Genomic DNA, 19,435 nt, shown 5'->3' on the forward strand with positions numbered 1-19,435 from the left:
TCACATGTTGGAGGGGCGCACCACGAACACCGCCGCAGCCCGCTTGCCCTTCTCCTGCAGCAGCGCTGCAGCCCGACCCTGCGCATCCACGGCGCCGTAGACGCCGTGGATCCCGACGGGCTCGAGCCAGCGGCCGTTCGCGAGCAGCCCCACCTCCTCGTCGCTGATGGTGCGGCACTCGAAGGCCGTGCGCACGGCCGCGTCGATGTCGAGGCTCGGCGTCGGGTCGTCGGCGAGCTGTTCGAGCGTGCGGGCATGTTCGAGGCCGAACGGGCCGACCTTCGTGCGACGCAGCGCCGTGAGATGACCGCCCACTCCGAGGGCCGCGCCGAGATCGCGTGCGAGCGCCCGAATGTAGGTGCCGGACGAGCAGTCCACGTCGACGTCGACGTCCACGAAGCCGCTCCCGGGCACATCGCGGCGGGCGAGGACGTCGAACCGCGAGACCGTGACCGGCCGGGCCTTCAACTCGACCGCCTCCCCCTCGCGCATGCGGGCGTAGGCGCGCTTGCCGTCGATCTTGATGGCGCTGACGCTGGCGGGCACCTGCTGGATGTCGCCTGTCAGCGCGGCCACGCCCTCGCCGATCTGCTCGTCGGTCACGTGCGTCGCATCGGTGGTCGCGACGGTCTCGCCTTCCGCGTCGTCCGTGACGGTGCTCTGCCCGAGACGGATCGTCGCGGTGTACGACTTGGTCGTCAGTGCGAGCAGCCCGAGCAGCTTGGTGGCGCGCTCGACGCCGAGAACGAGCACGCCCGTCGCCATGGGGTCGAGAGTGCCCGCGTGCCCGACCTTGCGGGTGCCGAGCAGTCGGCGGCAGCGCGCCACCACGTCGTGGCTCGTCATGCCGGCGGGCTTGTCGACGACGAGCAGGCCTGCGCGGGCGAGTGCCGGATGTTCCTGCGGGGGTGCGGCGTCGTTCATCAGCGCACCGTGATCGCGGTGAGGACGAGACCGTCGGCGATGAGCCACCGTCCGTCGAAGCCCGTCAGCGGCTGCCCGTCGAGGGTGTCGCCGGGGACGAGCAGTCGCGAGTGGAAGGTGCCGGTGACCACGTCCGAGGTGGTGTCGCGCTCGAAGGTGATGTGGGCGTCCTCGAAGCCCAGCCACCTCTTCGTCAGCGGGAACCACGCCTTGTAGGTGGCCTCCTTGGCGCAGAACAGCAGACGGTCCCAGTGCAGGTCGTCGCCGGCCGAGGCGAGCCACTCGCGTTCGGGTTCGAGGCTCACCGCGGGCAGCACCCCGTCGGGGAGCACGTCGTGCGGTTCGGCGTCGATGCCGAGCGATCGGATCTGCAGCGAATAGCCCAGCACGGCACCGCGATAGCCGTCGCAGTGGGTGAGGCTGCCGACGACGCCGCGAGGCCAGACGGGATCGCCCATCTCTCCGCGCAGTACCGGCGCGGGGTCGACGCCGAGGGTGCGCATGGCCTGGCGGGCGCAATGACGGGCACCGGCGAACTCGCGGCGCCGCTTCTCCACGGCCCGCGCCACGAGCGGCTCCTCCTGGGGATGCGGCCGCAGTCCCGGTGGGTCCTCGAACAACTCGGCTGCAGCGATGCCGTCCGGCACGATGCGCCCGATCAGCGCGCCGCGCGTGTCCGTCTTCTGCCCGGTGTCCGGTTCGGTCACCGCAACTCCTTCTCTCGTTGAGCCCGCATCTTCTCGGCCTCGGCTTCCATCTCGGGGGTCACGGTGAAATGACCGCCCCACTTGTTCAGGCTGCCCGGCGGATACTCCGGGACGGGGAGGATCTGCCGCAGGGGCTGCTCCGGCATGCCGCGTCGCTGCCATTCGCGCGGGTAGCCGACCGAGACCTCCTCGAAGCGCACCCCGTCGTAGTAGGTGGTCCGCGGGATATGCAGGTGGCCGTACACGCTGCACAGCGCCCGGTAGCGCAGGTGCCAGTCGGCCGTCTCGGTGGTACCGCACCACAGGGCGAACTCGGGGTAGAACAGCATCCGCGTGGGTTCGCGCACCAGCGGGAAGTGGTTGATCAGCACGGTGGGCAGGGCGGGGTCGAGCGAGTCGAGACGGGCGCGGGTCTGATCCACGCGTACCCGGCACCAGGTGTCGCGCGTGATGTACGGATCCGGCTTCAGCAGGAACTCGTCGGTCGCGACGACGTTGCGTTCGCGCGCCAGCGCGAGCCCGTCCGCCTTCGTCGTGGTGCCCTCCGGCAGGAACGAGTAGTCGTAGAGCAGGAACATCGGCACGAGCACCACCGGCCCGTCCTCGCCCTCCCAGATCGGATACGGATCCTCAGGGGTGAGCACGTCGAGTTCGCGGCACATCGTGACGAGATAGTCGTAGCGCGCGACCCCGAACATCTGCACCGGGTCCTTGGCGGTCGTCCACAGTTCGTGGTTGCCGGGCACCCAGATCACCTTCGCGAACCGGCTGCGGAGCAGCGACAGCGCCCACCGGATGTCGTCGGTCTTCTCCGACACGTCGCCCGCGACGATCAACCAGTCGTCGGGCGACTCCGGATACAGGTCCTCGGTGACCGGCCGGTTGCCCCGATGACCCACATGGATGTCGCTGATCGCCCACACCTTCGCTGCCACGCACTAACCTCCCGACTCGTCCTGGATGCGCACCTGCCGGTCCGCGCCCGTCACCGCCCATCGCCCCGAGAGCGTGCGCCACACGACGGCGATCATCCGGAACACGATGAACACCGTAAGCCCCGTCCAGATACCCGCCAGACCCCAGTCGTACGCGAGCGACAACCAGATCAACGGCAGGAAGCCGAACAGCGCCGAGGCCAGCGTCGCGGTACGCAGGAAGGCGGCGTCCCCCGCACCGAGGAGAACACCGTCGAGTGCGAAGACGATTCCCGCGAGCGGCATGATCGCGACGAAGAACCACCACGCGACGCCGATCTGGTCGAGCACCTCGGTATCGGTGGTGAACAGATCAGGAATCACATCCTTCCCCGCCACGAAGACCACCGCGAGGACGACGGCGAAGACCACCGACCACGCCGACAACCGCCACGCCAGGCGAGTCGCGCCCCGGCGGTCGGCCGCACCGAGCGCGGCGCCGACGAGGGCCTGCGCGGCGATCGCCAGCGAGTCCAGGGTGAGGGTCACGAAGGTCCACAGTTGCAGCACGACCTGATGACCGGCCACCGCGGCCGCACCGAAACGCGACGCCACCGCCGCCGCGGACAGGAAGCAGGCCTGGAATGCGAGGCTGCGCGCGATCAGGTCACGTCCGAGCCGCAACTGTGCCCCGATCACGGCGGGTCGCGGTCGCAGCGGAACCCCGGACCGCAGCAGCGCCACGACGAACAGGACGGCCGTCACGGACTGCCCGATCACGTTGGCGATGGCGGAACCGACGAGTTCCCACCGGGGAGCGCCCAGCAGTCCGTGGACCAGTACCGGGCACAGCACCGCCGACAGGGCGAGGCCGGCGATGACGAATCGCAGCGGCCGCATCGTGTCCTGGACGCCGCGCATCCAACCGTTCCCGGCCAGGCCGACGAGGATCGGGGGAGCCCCGAACAGCGCGACGCGCAGCCACGAGACGGCGGCGTCGGCGATCTCGGCATCGCCGGCGAGCAGCCGCGCGACGGGACCGGCCAGCGCCTGGCCGACGAGCAGGATCGCAAGTCCGACGATCATCGCGAGCCAGGTCGCCTGCACGCCCTCGCCGACAGCGTCGTCGTGCCGGTCCGCACCGTGGAAACGCGCCGCGCGCGCGGTGGTGCCGTACGACAGGAAGGTGAGCTGGGTGCTCACCTGCGCGAGGATCAACCCGCCGATCGCGAGACCGGCCAGGGGCAGCGCCCCCAGCCGGCCGACGACGGCGATGTCGAACAGCAGGTAGAGCGGTTCGGCCGCGAGCACCCCGAGGGCGGGAAGGACGAGCCCGAGGATCCGCCGTCCGGTGACGTCGGAAGCGCGTGAGCCGCCGGGCGTCTCAGAGGCGCGTGAGCCGCCGGGCGTCTCAGAGGCGCGTGAGCCGCCGGGCGTCTCAGAGGCGGGCGACCCGCCGGACGCAGTCAACCGAGCACGCCGCGCAGGGCGGCGACGATCCGATCGGTGTCGCCGTGGGCGGTGTACCCCGCCGCCAGGCGGTGTCCTCCGCCGCCGAGTGCGGTGGCGACGGCGGACACGTCCACCGAGGTCTTCGCGCGCAGCGAGACGGTCCACTCCTCGGGAGCGACCTCCTTGAACACCGCGGCGACCTCGGCCTCGGCGGTGGTGCGCACGATGTCGATGACGCTCTCGACCTCCTCCGGACCGAGATGCGCGGAGTCGGCGCGCCGGACGAAGGCGTAGACCAGTCCCCTGCCCTGAGCAGCGTCGCGTTCGAGTGTGGCGGTGGCCAGCACCGACGACAGCATCGGCAACCACCCGAAGGGATGGGTGTCGAGCAGGGCCCGCGTGATCGACGTGCCGTCGATACCGGTGGCGAGCAGGCGCTCGGCAAGTCCGTGGGCCTGCGGGCGACCCCAGCGGAACGATCCGGTGTCGGTCACCAGTCCCGCGTACAGGCAGTGCGCGAGTGCGGCGTCGATCTCGACACCCCACACGTCGAAGAGGTCGGCGAGCACCATCGCGGTGGCCTCGGACTCCGGGTCGACGAGGTTGTGGGTGCCGAACCGCGTGTTGGACAGGTGGTGGTCGATCACCAGGACGTTCGGGGCGGTCTTCAGACGGTCGCGCAGGACACCGAGACGGCCCGCGGTACCGCAGTCGACGGTCACCACGAGATCGGCCTCACGGCGTACCTCCGCGACCGGCGTGACCAGGTGTGCGCCCGGCAGCGACCGCATCGAGTCCGGCATGTTCGCGGGCGAACCGAACGCGACCTGCACGGCGACACCGCGTCGCTCGAGCGCCAGCCCGAGGGCCAGCCCGCTGCCGAGGGTGTCGGCGTCGGGGTTGATGTGGCACAGCACCGTCACGGTGGCCGCCGCGTCGAGCAGTGCGGCGGCACCGTGCAGGTCGACGGATCCTGCCGGGCCGGACGGGACGCCGGCATCGTCCCGGCGCGACGGGACCACCGGAGGAGTCGGGTCGGGCACCGGTGCGTTATTCGTCGTCGTCACCGGCGTCGCGCTCACGGGATTCTTTGTAGGGATCGGCATCGCCGGCCGGAACGGCGCCCTCACGGGCGCGTGCGACCTCGTCGTCGGCCGCGCGAGCGCGCGCGAGGAGTTCCTCCATGTGCCGTGCCGTGTCGGGCACGGTGTCGGTGACGAACGTCAGCGTCGGGGTGAACCGCACACCGGTGCCGGCGCCGACCTTCGAACGGAGCACGCCCTTGGCCTTCTCGAGGCCGGCAGCAGCGGCCTCGTGATCGGGTTCGGTGTTCAGATCCGCGCCCCGGACCGTATAGTAGACGGTGGCGTCGTGCAGATCCGCGGTGACCTTCGCGTCGGTGATCGTCACGAACTCGAGGCGCGGATCCTTGATCTCGAGGTCGATGGCGGTGGCCACGATGGTGGCAATGCGCTTCGCGAGTCGGCGAGCCCGTGCTGGATCGGCCATGTCGTTCGTTCCCTTCTGTAGCCGCCGGCAGGCGGCCTGTCGTGCGGCCGGGATCAGTCCTCGGGCCCGTACAGCCTGCGTCTGACCGACAGCAGGTCGAGTTCGGGCCGCTGGGCGACCAGCCGCTCACACTTGTCCAGTATCTCTCCGACGTGCGCGAGGTCGGGGGCGACGACCGCCACACCCACCTGCGCCCGGCGGTACAGATCGTGTTCCCCGGTTTCGGCGGCGGACACCCCGAGCCGGCGCAGTTCTGCGACCACCGGACGGATCGCCGATCTCTTCTGCTTGAGCGAATGCACGTCGCCGAGCAGCAGGTCGAGTTCGAGCGCTCCCAGATACATTCGCTTCTCTCCTCGAGGACACTCCGGTCGGCCGTCCGGTCGGCTCCGTGCCGGCCGGGTCGGGCGTCCCGACACACCCGTGGCGGCGAACGACGAATCGTTCACCGCCACGGGTGCGGGTGGATCAGTCGCGCGGCTTCTCGCGCAACTCGTACGCCTCGATCACGTCGCCGACCTTGATGTCGGAGTAGGTGATCGTCAAACCGCACTCGAAGCCCTCGCGGACCTCGGTGACGTCGTCCTTCTCGCGGCGCAGCGACGAGATGGTGACCGTCTCGGCCACGACGTTGCTGTCGCGGATGAGGCGGGCCTTCGCGTTGCGCTTGACGATGCCGGACTGCACGAGGCAACCCGCGATGTTGCCGACCTTCGACGACTTGAAGATCGCGCGGATCTCGGCGCGGCCGAGCTCGACCTCCTCGTAGATCGGCTTGAGCATGCCCTTGAGGGCCTTCTCCACCTCGTCGATCGCCTGGTAGATGACCGAGTAGTAGCGGATGTCGACACCCTCGCGGTTCGCGAGCTCGGTGGCCTTGCCCTCGGCGCGGACGTTGAAGCCGATGATCACGGCGTTCGACGCGGCAGCGAGGTTGACGTTGGTCTCGGTGACGCCACCGACACCGCGGTCGATGACCCGCAGGCGCACCTCGTCGTCGATCTCGATACCCATGAGCGCCTCTTCGAGGGCCTCGACGGTACCCGAGTTGTCGCCCTTGAGGATGAGGTTGAGCTCGTTGTGCTCCTTGAGAGCGGCATCGAGATCCTCGAGGCTGATGCGCTTACGGCTACGTGCTGCGAGCGCGTTGCGCTTGCGGGCATTACGCCGGTCGGCGATCTGACGCGCGATGCGGTCCTCTTCGACGACGACGAGGTTGTCCCCGGCGCCGGGCACCGACGTGAAGCCGACGACCTGGACCGGACGCGAAGGCAGTGCCTCGAGCACGTCCTCGCCGTGCTCGTCGACCATGCGGCGCACGCGGCCGTAGGCGTCGCCGGCGACGATCGAGTCGCCGACCCGCAGAGTGCCGCGCTGGATGAGCACCGTGGCCACCGGACCGCGACCGCGGTCGAGGTGCGCCTCGATGGCGACGCCCTGCGCCTCCATGTCCGGGTTGGCCCGCAGATCGAGCGCTGCGTCGGCGGTGAGCAGCACCGCTTCGAGCAGCTGGTCGATGTTGAGGTTCTGCTTCGCGGAGATGTCGACGAACATGGTGTCGCCGCCGTACTCCTCCGCCACCAGCCCGTACTCGGTGAGCTGCTGACGGATCTTCTGAGGGTTCGCACCCTCCTTGTCGATCTTGTTCACCGCGACCACGATCGGGACATCGGCGGCCTGTGCGTGGTTGATCGCCTCCACCGTCTGCGGCATGACGCCGTCGTCGGCTGCGACCACGAGGATCGCGATGTCCGTCGCCTTCGCGCCGCGGGCACGCATCGCGGTGAACGCCTCGTGACCCGGGGTGTCGATGAAGGTGATCAGGCGATCTTCACCGTTGAGGTGCGTCATCACCTGGTAGGCACCGATGTGCTGGGTGATGCCACCGGCCTCACCCTCGCCGACGTTCTCCTTCCGGATCGTGTCGAGCAGGCGGGTCTTGCCGTGGTCGACGTGACCCATGACGGTGACCACCGGCGGACGCTGCTGGAGGTCTTCCTCGCCGCCCTCGTCCTCGCCGTACTGGATGTCGAACGACTCGAGCAGCTCGCGGTCCTCATCCTCGGGCGAGACGACCTGCACGACGTAGTTCATCTCCGAGCCGAGCAGCTCGAGGATGTCGTCGTTCACCGACTGAGTGGCCGTGACCATCTCACCGAGGTTGAACAGCGCCTGCACCAGGGCCGACGGGTTCGCGTCGATCTTCTCGGCGAAGTCGGACAGCGATGCGCCGCGAGCGAGACGGATGGTCTCGCCGTTGCCACGCGGCAACCGCACGCCGCCGACCGACGGCGCCTGCATCGAATCGTATTCCTGCCGCTTCTGCCGCTTCGACTTACGACCACGACGCGGAGCGCCACCGGGACGACCGAACGCGCCGGCTGCACCGCCGCGACCGCGTCCACCGCCACCGCCACCGGGGCGACCGCGGAAACCACCGGGAGCACCTGCACCTGCAGGTGCGCCGCCACCGGCGCCGCCACCGCGGTAGCCGCCGCCACCGCCACCGGGACGTCCACCGGGAGCTCCGCCCGGACGACCCGGACGACCGGATGCGGCCGGACGCGCAGCACGCTGCGGCATCGCACCCGGGTTGGGACGCGGGGGCATCGAACCCGGGGACGGACGGGGACCGCCCTGTCCGGGCGCGGGGCGGGGACCGCCCTGTCCGGGAGCCGGACGCGGACCGGCCTGGCCGGGTCCGGGACGCGGGCCACCGGGGCCTGCTGCGGGACGTCCCTGTCCGGGCGTGGGGCGGGGGCCGCCCTGTCCGGGGGTAGGACGCGGTCCGCCCGGGCCGGGGCGCGGGGCACCCGGACGCGGAGCGGGACGCTCGGCCGGAGCCGAGGAGTACGGGTTGTTACCGACGCGCGGGGTCTTCGGACCCGGACGCGGACCGGCCGGCTTGGGGCCGGGCTTGGCCGCGGGAGCCTGCGGCGTCGCGCTGGGAGCCTGAGCAGCCGGGGACTGCGGTGCCGCCTGGGCAGCGGGGGCCTGCGGCGCGGGAGCCGCGGGCTCCTCCGGTGCCGGAGCGGGCTTGGGAGCAGCCGGCTTCGGTGCGCCCGGCTTGGGACGCGCGGTTTCGGCCGCGGGGGCCGGGCTCGCAGGGGTGGGCCGGGGACCCGGCCGGGGGGCACCGGGCTTCGGTGCGGGGTTGGGTGCAGCCTTCGCGGCTGCATCGCCTTCGGTCTTACCGAACGATTCGCGCAGTCGACGCGCGACCGGCGGTTCGACGGTCGACGACGCGGACTTGACGAACTCGCCCTGTTCCTTCAGGCGTGCGAGTAGTTCCTTGCTGGTGACACCGAGTTCTTTCGCCAACTCGTGCACGCGGGCCTTGCCTGCCACTGCTCTCCTCACTGATGAGGTCGAGCGGCCGACTGCCCGCACGACCTCGGGTTATCTCCGATGGACGTTCATCGCTGGTGCTTCACGGTGTGCTCATGAGTGTTCGTGCCTGTTCTTCTCAGAGTGCGATGTCACTGTTGGTGTTCCTCGTCGTCGTTCCCACGATCGTCGTACCCGGCCGAGGCCGACTCGATACGTCCGTGATCACTGTGCCGTGGACCCGACCAGCTGATCCAGCGCTGTGGTGTCCGGATACCCGGTCACGCGCAGTGCCCTGCCGAATGCTCGACGCCGAACCGCCAGGCCCAGACATTCCGGGTTGGGATGCAACCAAGCACCTCGCCCGGGAAGCCTGCGTCGGGGATCGGGAATCACGGCGAAACCTGACGGTTCCTTCTCGCGCGCCACCACCCGGAGCAGTTCGGCAGCCAGCGTTCGCTGCCGACATCCGACACAGGTCCGCACCGTAGTGGCGCGTTCCCCGCCGGTCGAGGACAGGTCATGCTGAACCATCGACCACTGTACCGCTGATTTGCCCGGAATCCCGCATCCCACTCCTACGCGCCTGTCGAGCCGCCGCGCGAATCGTCGTTCCCGGCCGGTGCCGCGTCGCTGCGGATGTCGATCCGCCAGCCGGTCAGCCGGGCCGCGAGCCGGGCGTTCTGCCCTTCCTTGCCGATCGCGAGGGACAACTGGAAGTCGGGAACGACCACCCGGGCGGCGCGCGCGTCGGGGTCGACGACCGTGACCGACACCACCTTCGACGGCGACAGTGCGTTGCCCACGAACTTCGCGGGGTCCTCGTCGTAGTCGATGATGTCGATCTTCTCCTCGCCGAGTTCGCGCATCACGTTGCGCACCCGCTGCCCCATCGGGCCGATGCACGCACCCTTGGCGTTGAGGCCGGGGACGGTCGAGTGCACGGCGATCTTCGAGCGGTGCCCGGCCTCGCGGGCGACGGCGACGATCTCCACCGACTCGTCGGCGATCTCCGGGACCTCGAGGGCGAACAACTTGCGCACCAGATTGGGATGCGTCCGCGACAGGGTGATCTGCGGGCCGCGCTGTCCGCGGGAGACGCCCACGACGTAGCACTTGATGCGGTCGCCGTGCTCGTAGGACTCCCCCGGCACCTGCTCGGCCGGCGGGATCAGTCCCTCGGCGTTGTTCGTCTCGCCGCCGATCTTCACGACGACCATGCCGCGGGCGTTGGCACGCGAGTCGCGCTGCACGACGCCGCTGACGATCTCACCCTCGTGGGTCGCGAACTCACCGAAGCGCTGTTCGTGCTCGGCGTCGCGGATGCGCTGCATGATGACCTGACGCGCGGTGGTCGCCGCGATCCGGCCGAAGTCCTCGGGAGTGTCGTCCCACTCGGCGATCAGGTTGCCGTCGGCGTCGCGCTCCTCGGCGAGGACCTGGATGGCGCCGGTCTTCGTGTCGACCACGACCCGCGCGTGCGGCTGGTGTCCGTCGACGTGCCTGTACGCCGTGAGCAGGGCCGTCTCGAGCGTCGCGATCAGCTCGTCGAACGGGATGTTCTTCTCCGCCTCGAGCATGCGCAGGGCGGCGATCTCGATATTCACTTGTCCACCTTCGTTTCGTTCGTCTCGTCGTGGTCGTCGCTGCCCGTGTCGTCCTCGGGCCCTTCGGCCAGCTCCCCGGCCGCGACCCGGCCGTCCGGAACCCCGCCCGCGAGCTCGAGTTCCCTCGGTGGCGGCGGGGAGAACTCCACCTCCACCACCGCTCTGCGCACCGCCGAGAGCGGGACCGAACGCACGACCGGCCCGGACCGATCGGGCAGGACGAGCCTGATCTCGTCGCCGACGAGCTCGCCGATGCGTGCGACGAGGGTCTCGTCGGCCAGTTCCACCTTCGTCTTGCGACCCTGAGCGCGCCGCCAGTGGCGGGGCTCGGTCAGGGGCCGGCCGATCCCGGGGCTGGTGACCTCCAGGACGTAGGGCGACTCGCCGAAGTCCGAGACTCCGTCGAAGGCCTCGGAGACGATCCTGCTCAGGCGGGCCGCCTCGTCGAGACCGAGACCTGCGTCGCTGTCGACGAGGAGGCGCACCGTACTGTGCTTTCCGGCGGCCGTGACCACCACGTCCTCGAGGTCGTATCCCTCTCTGGCGAGCAGATCGGAGACGAGCTCGACGATCCTCTCCGGGGGCGGCACAGGCATGGCGGGCGGGCTCCTCGTTCAGTTGTGGTCGCAGCGGACAGCGGGCCGGAACGGATGCGTACCGGCAGACATCAAGCCTAACCCGCGTCTCCTGCTGCTGTGACCAGGGCGGCGTCCTTCGTCGGACGACGCGACTGGCAGGATGGTCCGGTGCCGATGCCACTCGACCGTCCCACCGTCTCCCGACGAACCCTCCTGCGATGGTCGTCGGTCGCCGTCGGTGGATTCGGAATCACGACGATCACCGCGTGCGGCGCCTCCGACGAGGATGCCGCCGAACCGGATCCGCTGGCGGGTCAGGCGACCCGCGCCCGCACCGACGCAGCGATCGCGACCGCGCTGGTCGCGCGGGCGCCGGAGCTGTCCGCGCCGCTCACCACGATCGCGGCCGAGCGGACCTCCCACGCCGACGCGCTCGAGGCCGAGATCGCCCGGATGGAGGGCGCCACCACGAGTTTCACTCCCCCGTCGACCACCGTGACCACTCCCACCGGTGAGCTGCCGACCGTCGAGGCGCTCCGTGAGCGGTTGAACCGGTCGCAGCGCGAAGCCGCCGACCTCGCACGCACGCTCTCGGGTTACCGCGCGGGTCTGCTCGCCTCGATCAGCGCGTCCTGCGCCGTGCAGACCGCGGTGATGTTGCCGTGAGCTCACCCGAACTCGGTTCCGAACAGCAGGCCCTCGTCGACGCCCTCGAGGCCGAACACGCGGCGGTCTTCGGATACGGCGTGGTCGCGGCCTTCGCGGATCCCGCCCGCGCGAACGCCGTGGCGGAGGACACCGCAGCGCACCGCGCACGCCGTGATGCAACGATCGAGGCGTTGCGCGCCGCGAGCGTCGAGCCGCCGGTCGCGGCACCCGGTTACACCGTGCCGTTCCCGGTGATCGACGCCGCGTCCGCCGCGCAGCTCGCCGAACAGATAGAGAGCGACACCGCGGTCGCGTGGCGGTCCGTCGTCGAACGGGCACGCAGCGAGGCCACCCGGGCCACGGCCGTGGACGCACTCACCGAGGCGGCCCTGCGGGCGGCGCGGTGGCGGCAGAGCCGCGGAGTCGTGCCGTCGGTGGCCTTCCCCGGTCAACCCTGATCCGGTCGGCCTCGATCCGGTCGACTCCGAAGCACGGGTCACCCGGTCACGACCGCCAGCGCGAAGCCGTCCCAGCCCTTCGATCCGACGGTCTGCAACGCCGTCGCGTCGAGGCGCGGTTCGCGGGCGAGCAGTTCGAGCACGTCCCGCGACGCGCGGACCCGTTCGTCGTCGCTGCCCTGATCGACGATGGCCCCTGCCCGCACCACGTTGTCGACGACGATGACGGTGCCGGGTCGCGACAGCCCGAGCGCCGCGCGCACGTAGTTGCTGTTGTTCTCCTTGTCGGCGTCGATGAACACCAGGTCGAAGGGATCCTCGTCGACCAGGCCCGGCAGCGAGTCCAGGGCGGGGCCGACTCGGATGTCCACACGGTCACCGACGCCGGCGCGGTCGAGATTGGCGCGGGCCACCTCGGCGTGCTTGCGCTCGTATTCGAGGGTGACCACCCGGCCGGACTCCCCGACGGCCCGGGCAAGCCAGATGGTCGAGTATCCGCCGAGGGTGCCGATCTCCAGGACCCGGCGGGCACCCCGGATCCGTGCGAGCAGGTGCAGGAACTTGCCCTGCGGCGCGGACACGTCGATGGGCGGCAGTTCCGCTGCGGCGTTCGCCTCGAGCGCTGAGCTCAGCGCAGGATCGTCGCCGATCAGCACGTCGGTCGGTGAGGTAGTTGTCGGTCGCACTCCAGTTGTCGGCCATGCACCTCATTGTGGTTCGGCGCGCAGCGCACCACGGCGACTTCTGCCACATACACCGGTGCCCCCGCGACGGCAGGTCGCAGGGACACCGGGTTCCGCCTGTATCGGCGAATAAGAGCGTCAGCGGTTGACGATGCGCTGGACGACCTCACCGATCGGCAGTTCGTCGGCCTCGCCGGAGAAACGGTCGCGGACCTCGACCTTGCCGTCGGCGAAGCCGCGGCCGACCACGACGACGAGCGGCATGCCGAGCAGCTCCGAGTCCTTGAACTTCACGCCGGGCGACGCCTTGCGGTCGTCGAGGAGCACCTCGAGGCCGGCGTTCGAGAGTTCCTCGGCGAGGTTCTCGGCGCCTTCGCGGGCCTGCTCGTCCTTGTTGGCGATGACCAGGTGCACATCGAACGGTGCGATCTCCGACGGCCAGCGCAGGCCCTTCTCGTCGTGCTGCTGTTCGGCGACCACCGCGACGAGGCGTGACACGCCGACGCCGTAGGAGCCCATCGTGGGGCGGACGGGCTTGCCGTTCTCGCCGAGGACGTCCACCGCGAAGGCATCGGTGTACTTGCGGCCGAGCTGGAAGACGTGGCCGATCTCGATGCCGCGGGCGGAGAGGAGCGGGCCGGCTCCGTCGGGCGACGGATCGCCGTCGCGCACCTCGGCGGCCTCGATCGTGCCGTCCGGGGTGAAGTCGCGACCTGCGACCAGCCCGAAGACGTGCTTGCCCTGCTCGTCGGCGCCGGTGATCCAGCTGGTGCCGTCGACCACGCGGGGGTCGACGAGGTAGCGGACACCGTTGGCGAGCAGCGCCTTCGGGCCGATGTAGCCCTTGACGAGGAAGGGATTGGCCTCGAAGTCGGCGTCGGTGAGCAACTCGACCTCGGCGGGTTCGAGCGAGGCCTCGAGGCGCTTGTCGTCGACCTCGCGGTCGCCGGGGATGCCGATGCCGAGCAGCTCCCACTCGCCACCGGGCTGCCGGACCTTGACCATGACGTTCTTGAGCGTCTCGGCCGCGGTGACCTCCCGGCCGAGGACCTCCGACGCCGCGGCGACGAGCGAGGCGATCGTCGGGGTGCCGGGGGTATCGTGCACGACCGCCTCGGGCTGTCCGTCGATCGGCAGCGGTTCCGGCGCGAGCGTCTTCACCGCTTCGACGTTCGCCGCGTAGCCGGATTGGAGGCACCGCACGTAGGTGTCCTCACCCGCAGGCGAGTCGGCCAGGAACTCCTCGGAGGCGCTGCCACCCATCGCACCGGAGGTGGCCGAGACGATCACGTACTTCACGCCGAGACGCGCGAAGATGCGCTCGTAGGCGTCGCGGTGCGCCTTGTACGAGTCGGCCAGGCCCTCGTCGGTGAGGTCGAAGCTGTAGGAGTCCTTCATGACGAACTCGCGACCGCGGAGGATGCCGGCGCGGGGGCGCTCCTCGTCGCGGTACTTCGTCTGGATCTGGTAGAGCGTGACCGGGAAGTCCTTGTAGGAGTTGTACTCGCCCTTGACGGTGAGCGCGAAGAGCTCCTCGTGGGTGGGTCCGAGGAGGTAGTCGCCGCCCTTGCGGTCCTTCAGCCGGAACAGGCTGTCGCCGTATTCCGTCCACCGGTTGCTGGCCTCGTAGGGTTCGCGCGGCAGCAGCGCGGGCAGAGCGATCTCCTGCGCTCCGATGGAGTTCATCTCCTCGCGCACCACCCGCTCGATCTGCCGCAGCACCCGCAGCCCCAGAGGCAGCCACGAGTACACACCTGGCGCGATTCGTCGCACGTATCCGGCTCGGACCAGCAGCTTGTGGCTCGCGACCTCGGCGTCGGCCGGGTCGTCTCGGAGGGTGCGGAGGAACAGGTGCGACATGCGGGTGATCACGACCGTGCAGCCTACCGTGGCCACCTTCCGCGACGTCGGTACGGTTACCGGTTGTGCTGGTGCTTCTCCCCCCTTCCGAAACCAAGTCCGACGGCGGCGACGGCGGACCGCTCGATCTCGCCGACCTGTCGATGCCGCAGTTGACGGAGACGCGGGAGATGCTCGTGCAGGCCCTCGTCGACCTCTCCGCCGACCCCGAGGAGTCGAGCCGCGCACTCGGGCTGGGTACGAAGGGCGCCGACGAGATCGAACGCAACGCGAAGTTGTGGGTCTCCCCCACCCGCCCGGCGCTGGAGCGGTACACCGGCGTGCTGTACGACGCGCTCGACGCGGGAGCCTTCACGAAGGCGCAGCGCGACAAGGCCTATCGACGCCTGGGCATCGGGTCGGCGCTGTTCGGCGCGGTCCGGGCTGCGGATCCGATCCCCGCCTACCGCCTCTCCGGAGGGTCGAAACTGCCCGGCTTCGGCACCGTGAAGTCCGTGTGGCGGAACGAGCTCACCGACGCGCTGGTGGCCGAGGCCGGCGGCGACCTCGTGGTCGATCTCCGCTCCGGGGTCTACCAGCAGCTCGGTCCCGTGCCAGGTGCGGTGACCGCAACCGTGCTCACCGAGCAGCCCGACGGCACCCGCAAGGTCGTCAGCCACTTCAACAAGCACCACAAGGGCCTGCTGGCCCGCGCGCTGGTCCTCACCCGCGCGGAGCCGAGCGATATCGGAGCGCTCGCCCGCGTCGCGACGAAGGCGGGACTGAGGGTCGAGGTGGAGTCGCCGACCGAGCTGGTCGTGCTCACCTGACCTCGAGTCCCATCGCCGCGACGATCCGGCGAGCCGTGTGCAGGACGGCGCCGAGTCGCGCGGTCAGGACCAGGTCGTCCGATTCGGTGGCGAACCGTTCGAGTTCGGTGAGATTGCTGCGGCACGTCCCGTCGGGGTCGACCTCCCGGCCCGCCCCCACGGCATCGACCATCTCGGCGAGGGCGTCGAGCATCGCTGCGATCGCCGTCCGCAGGCGGCGACGGTCGGCTTCGGCGACGTCGTCGCCGAGTACGGGGTCCAGAGCGTGCGCGAGTTCCTCGACAGCGCTGGACACCGACGAGAGGTCGTCGAGGGTCCGGTCCCAGCGACGTGCCCATTCCCCGGCCCGTGCAGCGGCGGGGCGTGGGTTCATCCGGGCACTCTCGTGCGCCCACCGTGATTCCTCGAAGGCGCGTTGCACGAGGCTGTCGATGCCCCGCGCGCGCTGCACCCAGTCCCGCACCCCCGACGATCCCTCACGGCATCCGGACGCCATGTCCCGCAGCAGGTCGCGCAGCTCACCGGTGAGTTCGCGGGCCTCCTTGCCCGCCGAGTACACCGGCGGGAAGACCAGCGCCGTCACGGCCACGCCGATCGCCGCGCCGATCGCCGTCTCCGCGAGTCGTTCACCGAGCAGGATCGGGCTGTCCGAGGCGCCCGTCGCGATCACCAGCAGCGCGGTGATCGCCACCCAGATGCCACTGGCCCCGAACCGTCGCCAGCGACCCGCGAAGTAGCCGATCGCCACGGCGATGCCGATCGCAGCGGTCGTCGACTCCACGAGCCGCGTCACCACGACCGCGACCAGCAGACCCGCAACCACCGCCCCGACCTGCACCACCGCCTGCTGGAGCGAGCGCACGAGTGTCGCCTCGACGAGGAAGACCGCGACATAGGGCGCGAGGAAGGCCTGCTGGAAGTGGAAGACCTCGGTCACGACGAGCCACGCGACGACCGCGGCGAGCGTGGACCGGAACGCCTGGAGGGCGACGTACCGCTCGTGTCCGGCCTCGCGCACCGCGCGGACGATCCACGATCCGACGAATCTGCCCCGTTCGCGAACACCGACCTGCATGAGTGTCGGGTACCCGGGGGTCGTGCGTGGCAGGCGTGAGCAAACTCATCCGCCGCAGCGATCGCTCGTCCGCCACGGTGACGGTCCGACGGTCAGGAGGTCTGCGCGGCCTTCTCGGCCTCCTGCGCCTGCGCGACCTCTTCGGGAGTGAAGCGGATGAACAGAGCCGCGACACCGGCGATCACCGCGCAGACCGCGCAGCCGACGAGCGCGAACATGTATCCCTCGCCCTGGGCGACGAGCTGGGCGTCGGTCATGTCGGCGACGGCTCCGGAGACACCACCGAGCGACATCGTCCGCGAGGTGGCCATCGCACCGATCACCCCGAGGCCGACCGGACCTCCGAGAGTCTGGGCGACCTGCGCGATCGCCGAGAGCGGTCCGATCTCGTGCGGTCCCACCCCGGAGATCGCGCACAGCGGCAGCGGGACCACGGCCAGGCCGACCCCGAAGCCGACAACGAGCACCAGCACGAACAGGGTCGGGAAGTAGCGGACGCTGCCGTCCATGGTCGAGCCGTAGAGCAGGCTGACAGTCATGATCGCCGAGCCGGTGACCACGAGCCAGCGCGGTTCGATCCGCGCGACCAGCTTCGACGACACCGCGGCGGCACCGCCGAGACCGAAGGCGAACGGCACGAAGGCCAGACCCGCGGCGAGCGGGCTGTAGCCGAGGATGTCCTGCACGAACAGGGCGACGAAGGCCGCGAGGCTGAACATCACGGCGCCCGCGAAGAAGATCGCCACGAAGGTCGCGACGCGGTCCTTGTTGCGGAACAGCACGAACGGCAGCAGCGGGTTCTCCGCCCGCCGCTCGACGAGCAGGAACACTCCGAGCAGCACGAAGCCGGCGACGATCGCGCCGATGACCGAGGGGCTCGACCAACCGACTTCGGGACCCTCCGTGAGACCGAAGACCAGGCCGGTGCATCCGAGTGTCGCGAGGATCGCGCCCGGCACGTCGAGCGCGAGGCGTTCGGAGGCGGTCTCACGCAGCGCGATCGCGGCGAGCACGACGATGAGGACGCCGATAGGGACGTTGATGAGGAAGATCCAGCGCCACGAAAGCTGGGTGAGCGCACCCCCGAGGATCAGTCCGGCGATGGACCCGACACCGGTCATGGCCGCGAAGACCGCGATGGCGCGGTTGCGTGCCGGACCTGCGGCGAAGGTCGTCGCGACGAGCGCGAGGGCGGTCGGGGACGCGACCGCGGCGCCGACGCCCTGCAGGGCGCGGGCGCCGATGAGCATCGCCTCGCCGGTCGCCAGACCGCACAGCAGGGAGGCCAGGGTGAACAGGCCGACTCCGCCCATGAACGTGCGTTTGCGTCCGTAGCTGTCGCCGAGACGGCCGCCGAGGAGCATCAACCCGCCGAAGGCGAGGGCGTAGGAGGTGAGGACCCAGTTGCGACCCGCATCCGACAGTCCCAGATCACTCTGCAGCGGCGCGAGCGCGAGGTTCGCGACCGTTCCGTCGAGCACGACCATCAACTGGAGGCCGCTGAGGACCAGCATGGCCAGAGCGACCGCGCGGGTGGCCGACGGATGCGAAGTGGCTGACACGTGATCCAACGTTACCCACCGTCCGAGTCGGAGCCGGTCCGCGGATCGAGTCCGAATCCGGCCACCGGCCCGATCACGACGATCGCGGGCGGGCGCACGGCCTCGTCCCGGACACGCTGAGCGACGGTCGACAGATCGGCACGCACCACACGTTGGCTGCTCAGCGTGCCCTCCTGCACGACGACCACGGGGGTGTCGGTGGGACGTCCGCCGGCGATCAGGGCGTCGGCGAACTGCTCGATGCGTTCGACGGCCATGAGCAGGACCAGGGTGCCGCGCAGCTTGGCGAGCGCGTCCCAGTCGGTGAGCGAGTCGGGATGTCCGGGCGCGACGTGGCCGCTGGCCACGACGAATTCGTGGGTGACCCCACGGTGGGTGACGGGGATCCCGGCCGCAGACGGCACGGAGATCGCGCTGGTGATGCCGGGGACGACGGTCACCGGGATGCCGGCCGCGGTGCAGGCCTCGAGCTCCTCGTAACCGCGACCGAAGACGTACGGGTCGCCGCCCTTGAGTCGGACGACGAACTTGCCGGCCTTTGCGCGGTCGATGAGGGTCTCGTTGATGACCTGCTGGGCCATGGCCCGTCCGTACGGGAGCTTCGCCGCGTCGATCACCTCGACGTGCGAGTCGAGTTCAGCGAGCAGTTCCTGCGGGGCGAGATGGTCGGCGACGACCACGTCGGCGCGGGTGAGGAGGCGTCGACCGCGCACGGTGATCAGGTCGGGATCGCCCGGTCCTCCGCCCACGAGGGCGACGCCGACCGGCTTCGGCGCGGTCTCGGCGAACTCGGTGACGGCCGCTCCGGCGAGGGCGTCACGGATCGAGGTGCGCACGGCGGCGGACCGGCGGTGGTCGCCACCGGCGAGGACGCCGACGGTCAGACCCTCGTAGCGGGCCGTGGCGGGGGTGACGGCGCTGCCGTGACGGGCGTTGTCCGCGCGGACGCAGAAGATCCTGTTGCGTTCGGCTTCGGCGACGACCGCTGCGTTGGTCTCGGGTTCGTCGGTGCAGGCCATGGCGTACCACGCGCCGTCGAGGTCGCCGTCGCGGTAGTCGCGCAGGTCGAGGGAGATGCGGCCCTTCGTCGCCATGCTCTCGACCACGGGGGTCGCGGCCCGGGCGACCACGTGGACGTCGGCACCGGACGCGACGAGCAGACCGAGACGCCGCTGCGCGACGCTGCCTCCTCCGACGATCACGACGCGGCGTCCACGGAGATCGAGTCCGACCAGGTAACTGGTCTCGTCCTCAGCGGCAGCGGACACGGGCATCTCCCCATCTCTCGTGTCGGGGCGAATCCGATCGGACCCACCTTCGGG

General features: G+C 70.2%; 18 protein-coding genes and 1 pseudogene. 3 read left to right on the forward strand and 16 right to left on the reverse strand.

Features of this window, described 5'->3' with window-relative positions:
• From truB to rimP, 11 genes are all read right to left on the reverse strand, one after another.
• Positions 1 to 924 carry a tRNA pseudouridine(55) synthase TruB gene (truB, locus tag NVV99_RS03205; RefSeq protein ID WP_019289147.1) on the reverse strand — a complete coding sequence of 308 codons (924 nt, stop codon included), beginning with the start codon at positions 922 to 924 and terminating at the stop codon, positions 1 to 3.
• Complete coding sequence (gene npt, locus NVV99_RS03210) at positions 924 to 1,586, reverse strand: 4'-phosphopantetheinyl transferase Npt (RefSeq protein WP_024100661.1); 663 nt, start codon at positions 1,584 to 1,586, stop codon at positions 924 to 926. Before npt ends, truB begins: the two co-directional genes overlap by 1 nt.
• A gap of 41 nt (positions 1,587 to 1,627) precedes the next feature.
• Positions 1,628 to 2,566: a metallophosphoesterase gene (locus NVV99_RS03215; RefSeq protein ID WP_024100660.1), complete on the reverse strand. Its 939-nt coding sequence runs from the start codon at positions 2,564 to 2,566 to the stop codon at positions 1,628 to 1,630.
• 3 nt (positions 2,567 to 2,569) lie between these two features.
• Positions 2,570 to 3,886, reverse strand: a complete 1,317-nt coding sequence (locus NVV99_RS03220) for an MATE family efflux transporter (protein ID WP_051424905.1) — start codon at positions 3,884 to 3,886, stop codon at positions 2,570 to 2,572.
• 125 nt (positions 3,887 to 4,011) lie between these two features.
• Positions 4,012 to 4,959, reverse strand: coding sequence for a bifunctional oligoribonuclease/PAP phosphatase NrnA (locus NVV99_RS03225; RefSeq protein WP_232333468.1), 948 nt, complete (start codon positions 4,957 to 4,959; stop codon positions 4,012 to 4,014).
• Positions 4,960 to 5,047: 88 nt separating this feature from the next.
• Positions 5,048 to 5,506, reverse strand: a complete 459-nt coding sequence (rbfA, locus tag NVV99_RS03230; RefSeq protein ID WP_006551274.1) for a 30S ribosome-binding factor RbfA — start codon at positions 5,504 to 5,506, stop codon at positions 5,048 to 5,050.
• Between the two features lie 53 nt (positions 5,507 to 5,559).
• The gene (locus NVV99_RS03235; protein WP_006551275.1) at positions 5,560 to 5,850 is read right to left on the reverse strand and encodes a DUF503 domain-containing protein; all 291 of its coding nucleotides are present in this window, start codon (positions 5,848 to 5,850) and stop codon (positions 5,560 to 5,562) included.
• 124 nt (positions 5,851 to 5,974) lie between these two features.
• Positions 5,975 to 8,854, reverse strand: a complete 2,880-nt coding sequence (gene infB, locus NVV99_RS03240; protein ID WP_024100657.1) for a translation initiation factor IF-2 — start codon at positions 8,852 to 8,854, stop codon at positions 5,975 to 5,977.
• A 204-nt stretch (positions 8,855 to 9,058) separates the two neighbouring features.
• The gene (locus tag NVV99_RS03245) at positions 9,059 to 9,367 is read right to left on the reverse strand and encodes a YlxR family protein (protein ID WP_006554227.1); all 309 of its coding nucleotides are present in this window, start codon (positions 9,365 to 9,367) and stop codon (positions 9,059 to 9,061) included.
• A gap of 44 nt (positions 9,368 to 9,411) precedes the next feature.
• Positions 9,412 to 10,440, reverse strand: a complete 1,029-nt coding sequence (nusA, locus tag NVV99_RS03250; RefSeq protein WP_006554228.1) for a transcription termination factor NusA — start codon at positions 10,438 to 10,440, stop codon at positions 9,412 to 9,414.
• On the reverse strand, positions 10,437 to 11,036 hold the full coding sequence (gene rimP / locus NVV99_RS03255) for a ribosome maturation factor RimP (protein ID WP_019289143.1): 600 nt from the start codon (positions 11,034 to 11,036) through the stop codon (positions 10,437 to 10,439). Before rimP ends, nusA begins: the two co-directional genes overlap by 4 nt.
• A 156-nt stretch (positions 11,037 to 11,192) precedes the next feature.
• Between rimP and NVV99_RS03260 the strand changes: the two genes are divergently transcribed.
• Entirely contained in the window at positions 11,193 to 11,684 is a 492-nt protein-coding gene (locus tag NVV99_RS03260; protein ID WP_170318571.1) for a hypothetical protein, read from the forward strand.
• Complete coding sequence (locus tag NVV99_RS03265; RefSeq protein ID WP_006554231.1) at positions 11,681 to 12,124, forward strand: ferritin-like domain-containing protein; 444 nt, start codon at positions 11,681 to 11,683, stop codon at positions 12,122 to 12,124. The genes NVV99_RS03260 and NVV99_RS03265 overlap by 4 nt, the downstream gene beginning before the upstream one ends.
• Positions 12,125 to 12,162: 38 nt before the next feature.
• Here the strand turns inward: NVV99_RS03265 and NVV99_RS03270 are convergent.
• A pseudogene (locus NVV99_RS03270) lies at positions 12,163 to 12,826 on the reverse strand (O-methyltransferase).
• A 119-nt stretch (positions 12,827 to 12,945) separates the two neighbouring features.
• Entirely contained in the window at positions 12,946 to 14,679 is a 1,734-nt protein-coding gene (locus tag NVV99_RS03275) for a proline--tRNA ligase (RefSeq protein WP_260782747.1), read from the reverse strand.
• Positions 14,680 to 14,732: 53 nt separating this feature from the next.
• On the opposite strand from NVV99_RS03275, the gene yaaA reads away from it, so the two are divergent.
• Positions 14,733 to 15,476, forward strand: a complete 744-nt coding sequence (gene yaaA, locus NVV99_RS03280) for a peroxide stress protein YaaA (RefSeq protein ID WP_024100655.1) — start codon at positions 14,733 to 14,735, stop codon at positions 15,474 to 15,476.
• Here the strand turns inward: yaaA and NVV99_RS03285 are convergent.
• The 3 genes from NVV99_RS03285 to cobA form a co-directional block, all read right to left on the reverse strand.
• Positions 15,469 to 16,551: an aromatic acid exporter family protein gene (locus NVV99_RS03285; RefSeq protein ID WP_024100654.1), complete on the reverse strand. Its 1,083-nt coding sequence runs from the start codon at positions 16,549 to 16,551 to the stop codon at positions 15,469 to 15,471. The two genes, yaaA and NVV99_RS03285, sit on opposite strands and share 8 nt — an antisense overlap.
• Before the next feature lie 92 nt (positions 16,552 to 16,643).
• Complete coding sequence (locus NVV99_RS03290) at positions 16,644 to 18,065, reverse strand: MFS transporter (protein ID WP_228045118.1); 1,422 nt, start codon at positions 18,063 to 18,065, stop codon at positions 16,644 to 16,646.
• 59 nt (positions 18,066 to 18,124) lie between these two features.
• Positions 18,125 to 19,387, reverse strand: a complete 1,263-nt coding sequence (gene cobA / locus NVV99_RS03295; RefSeq protein ID WP_041803306.1) for a uroporphyrinogen-III C-methyltransferase — start codon at positions 19,385 to 19,387, stop codon at positions 18,125 to 18,127.
• Between the last annotated feature and the right edge of the window lie 48 nt (positions 19,388 to 19,435).

This window comes from Rhodococcus sp. PAE-6 (assembly GCF_025290685.1).
GTDB classification, from domain to species: Bacteria; Actinomycetota; Actinomycetes; order Mycobacteriales; family Mycobacteriaceae; genus Rhodococcus; species Rhodococcus pyridinivorans.

Coding starts and splice junctions, on each gene's coding strand:
- rbfA (WP_006551274.1), bottom strand. CDS start 5,506: ATGGCCGATCCAGCACGGGCTCGCCGACTCGCGAAGCGCATTGCCACC.
- NVV99_RS03285 (WP_024100654.1), bottom strand. CDS start 16,551: ATGCAGGTCGGTGTTCGCGAACGGGGCAGATTCGTCGGATCGTGGATC.
- NVV99_RS03235 (WP_006551275.1), bottom strand. CDS start 5,850: ATGTATCTGGGAGCGCTCGAACTCGACCTGCTGCTCGGCGACGTGCAT.
- NVV99_RS03260 (WP_170318571.1), top strand. CDS start 11,193: ATGCCACTCGACCGTCCCACCGTCTCCCGACGAACCCTCCTGCGATGG.
- NVV99_RS03290 (WP_228045118.1), bottom strand. CDS start 18,065: ATGCTGGTCCTCAGCGGCCTCCAGTTGATGGTCGTGCTCGACGGAACG.
- cobA (WP_041803306.1), bottom strand. CDS start 19,387: ATGCCCGTGTCCGCTGCCGCTGAGGACGAGACCAGTTACCTGGTCGGA.
- truB (WP_019289147.1), bottom strand. CDS start 924: ATGAACGACGCCGCACCCCCGCAGGAACATCCGGCACTCGCCCGCGCA.
- NVV99_RS03245 (WP_006554227.1), bottom strand. CDS start 9,367: ATGGTTCAGCATGACCTGTCCTCGACCGGCGGGGAACGCGCCACTACG.
- rimP (WP_019289143.1), bottom strand. CDS start 11,036: ATGCCTGTGCCGCCCCCGGAGAGGATCGTCGAGCTCGTCTCCGATCTG.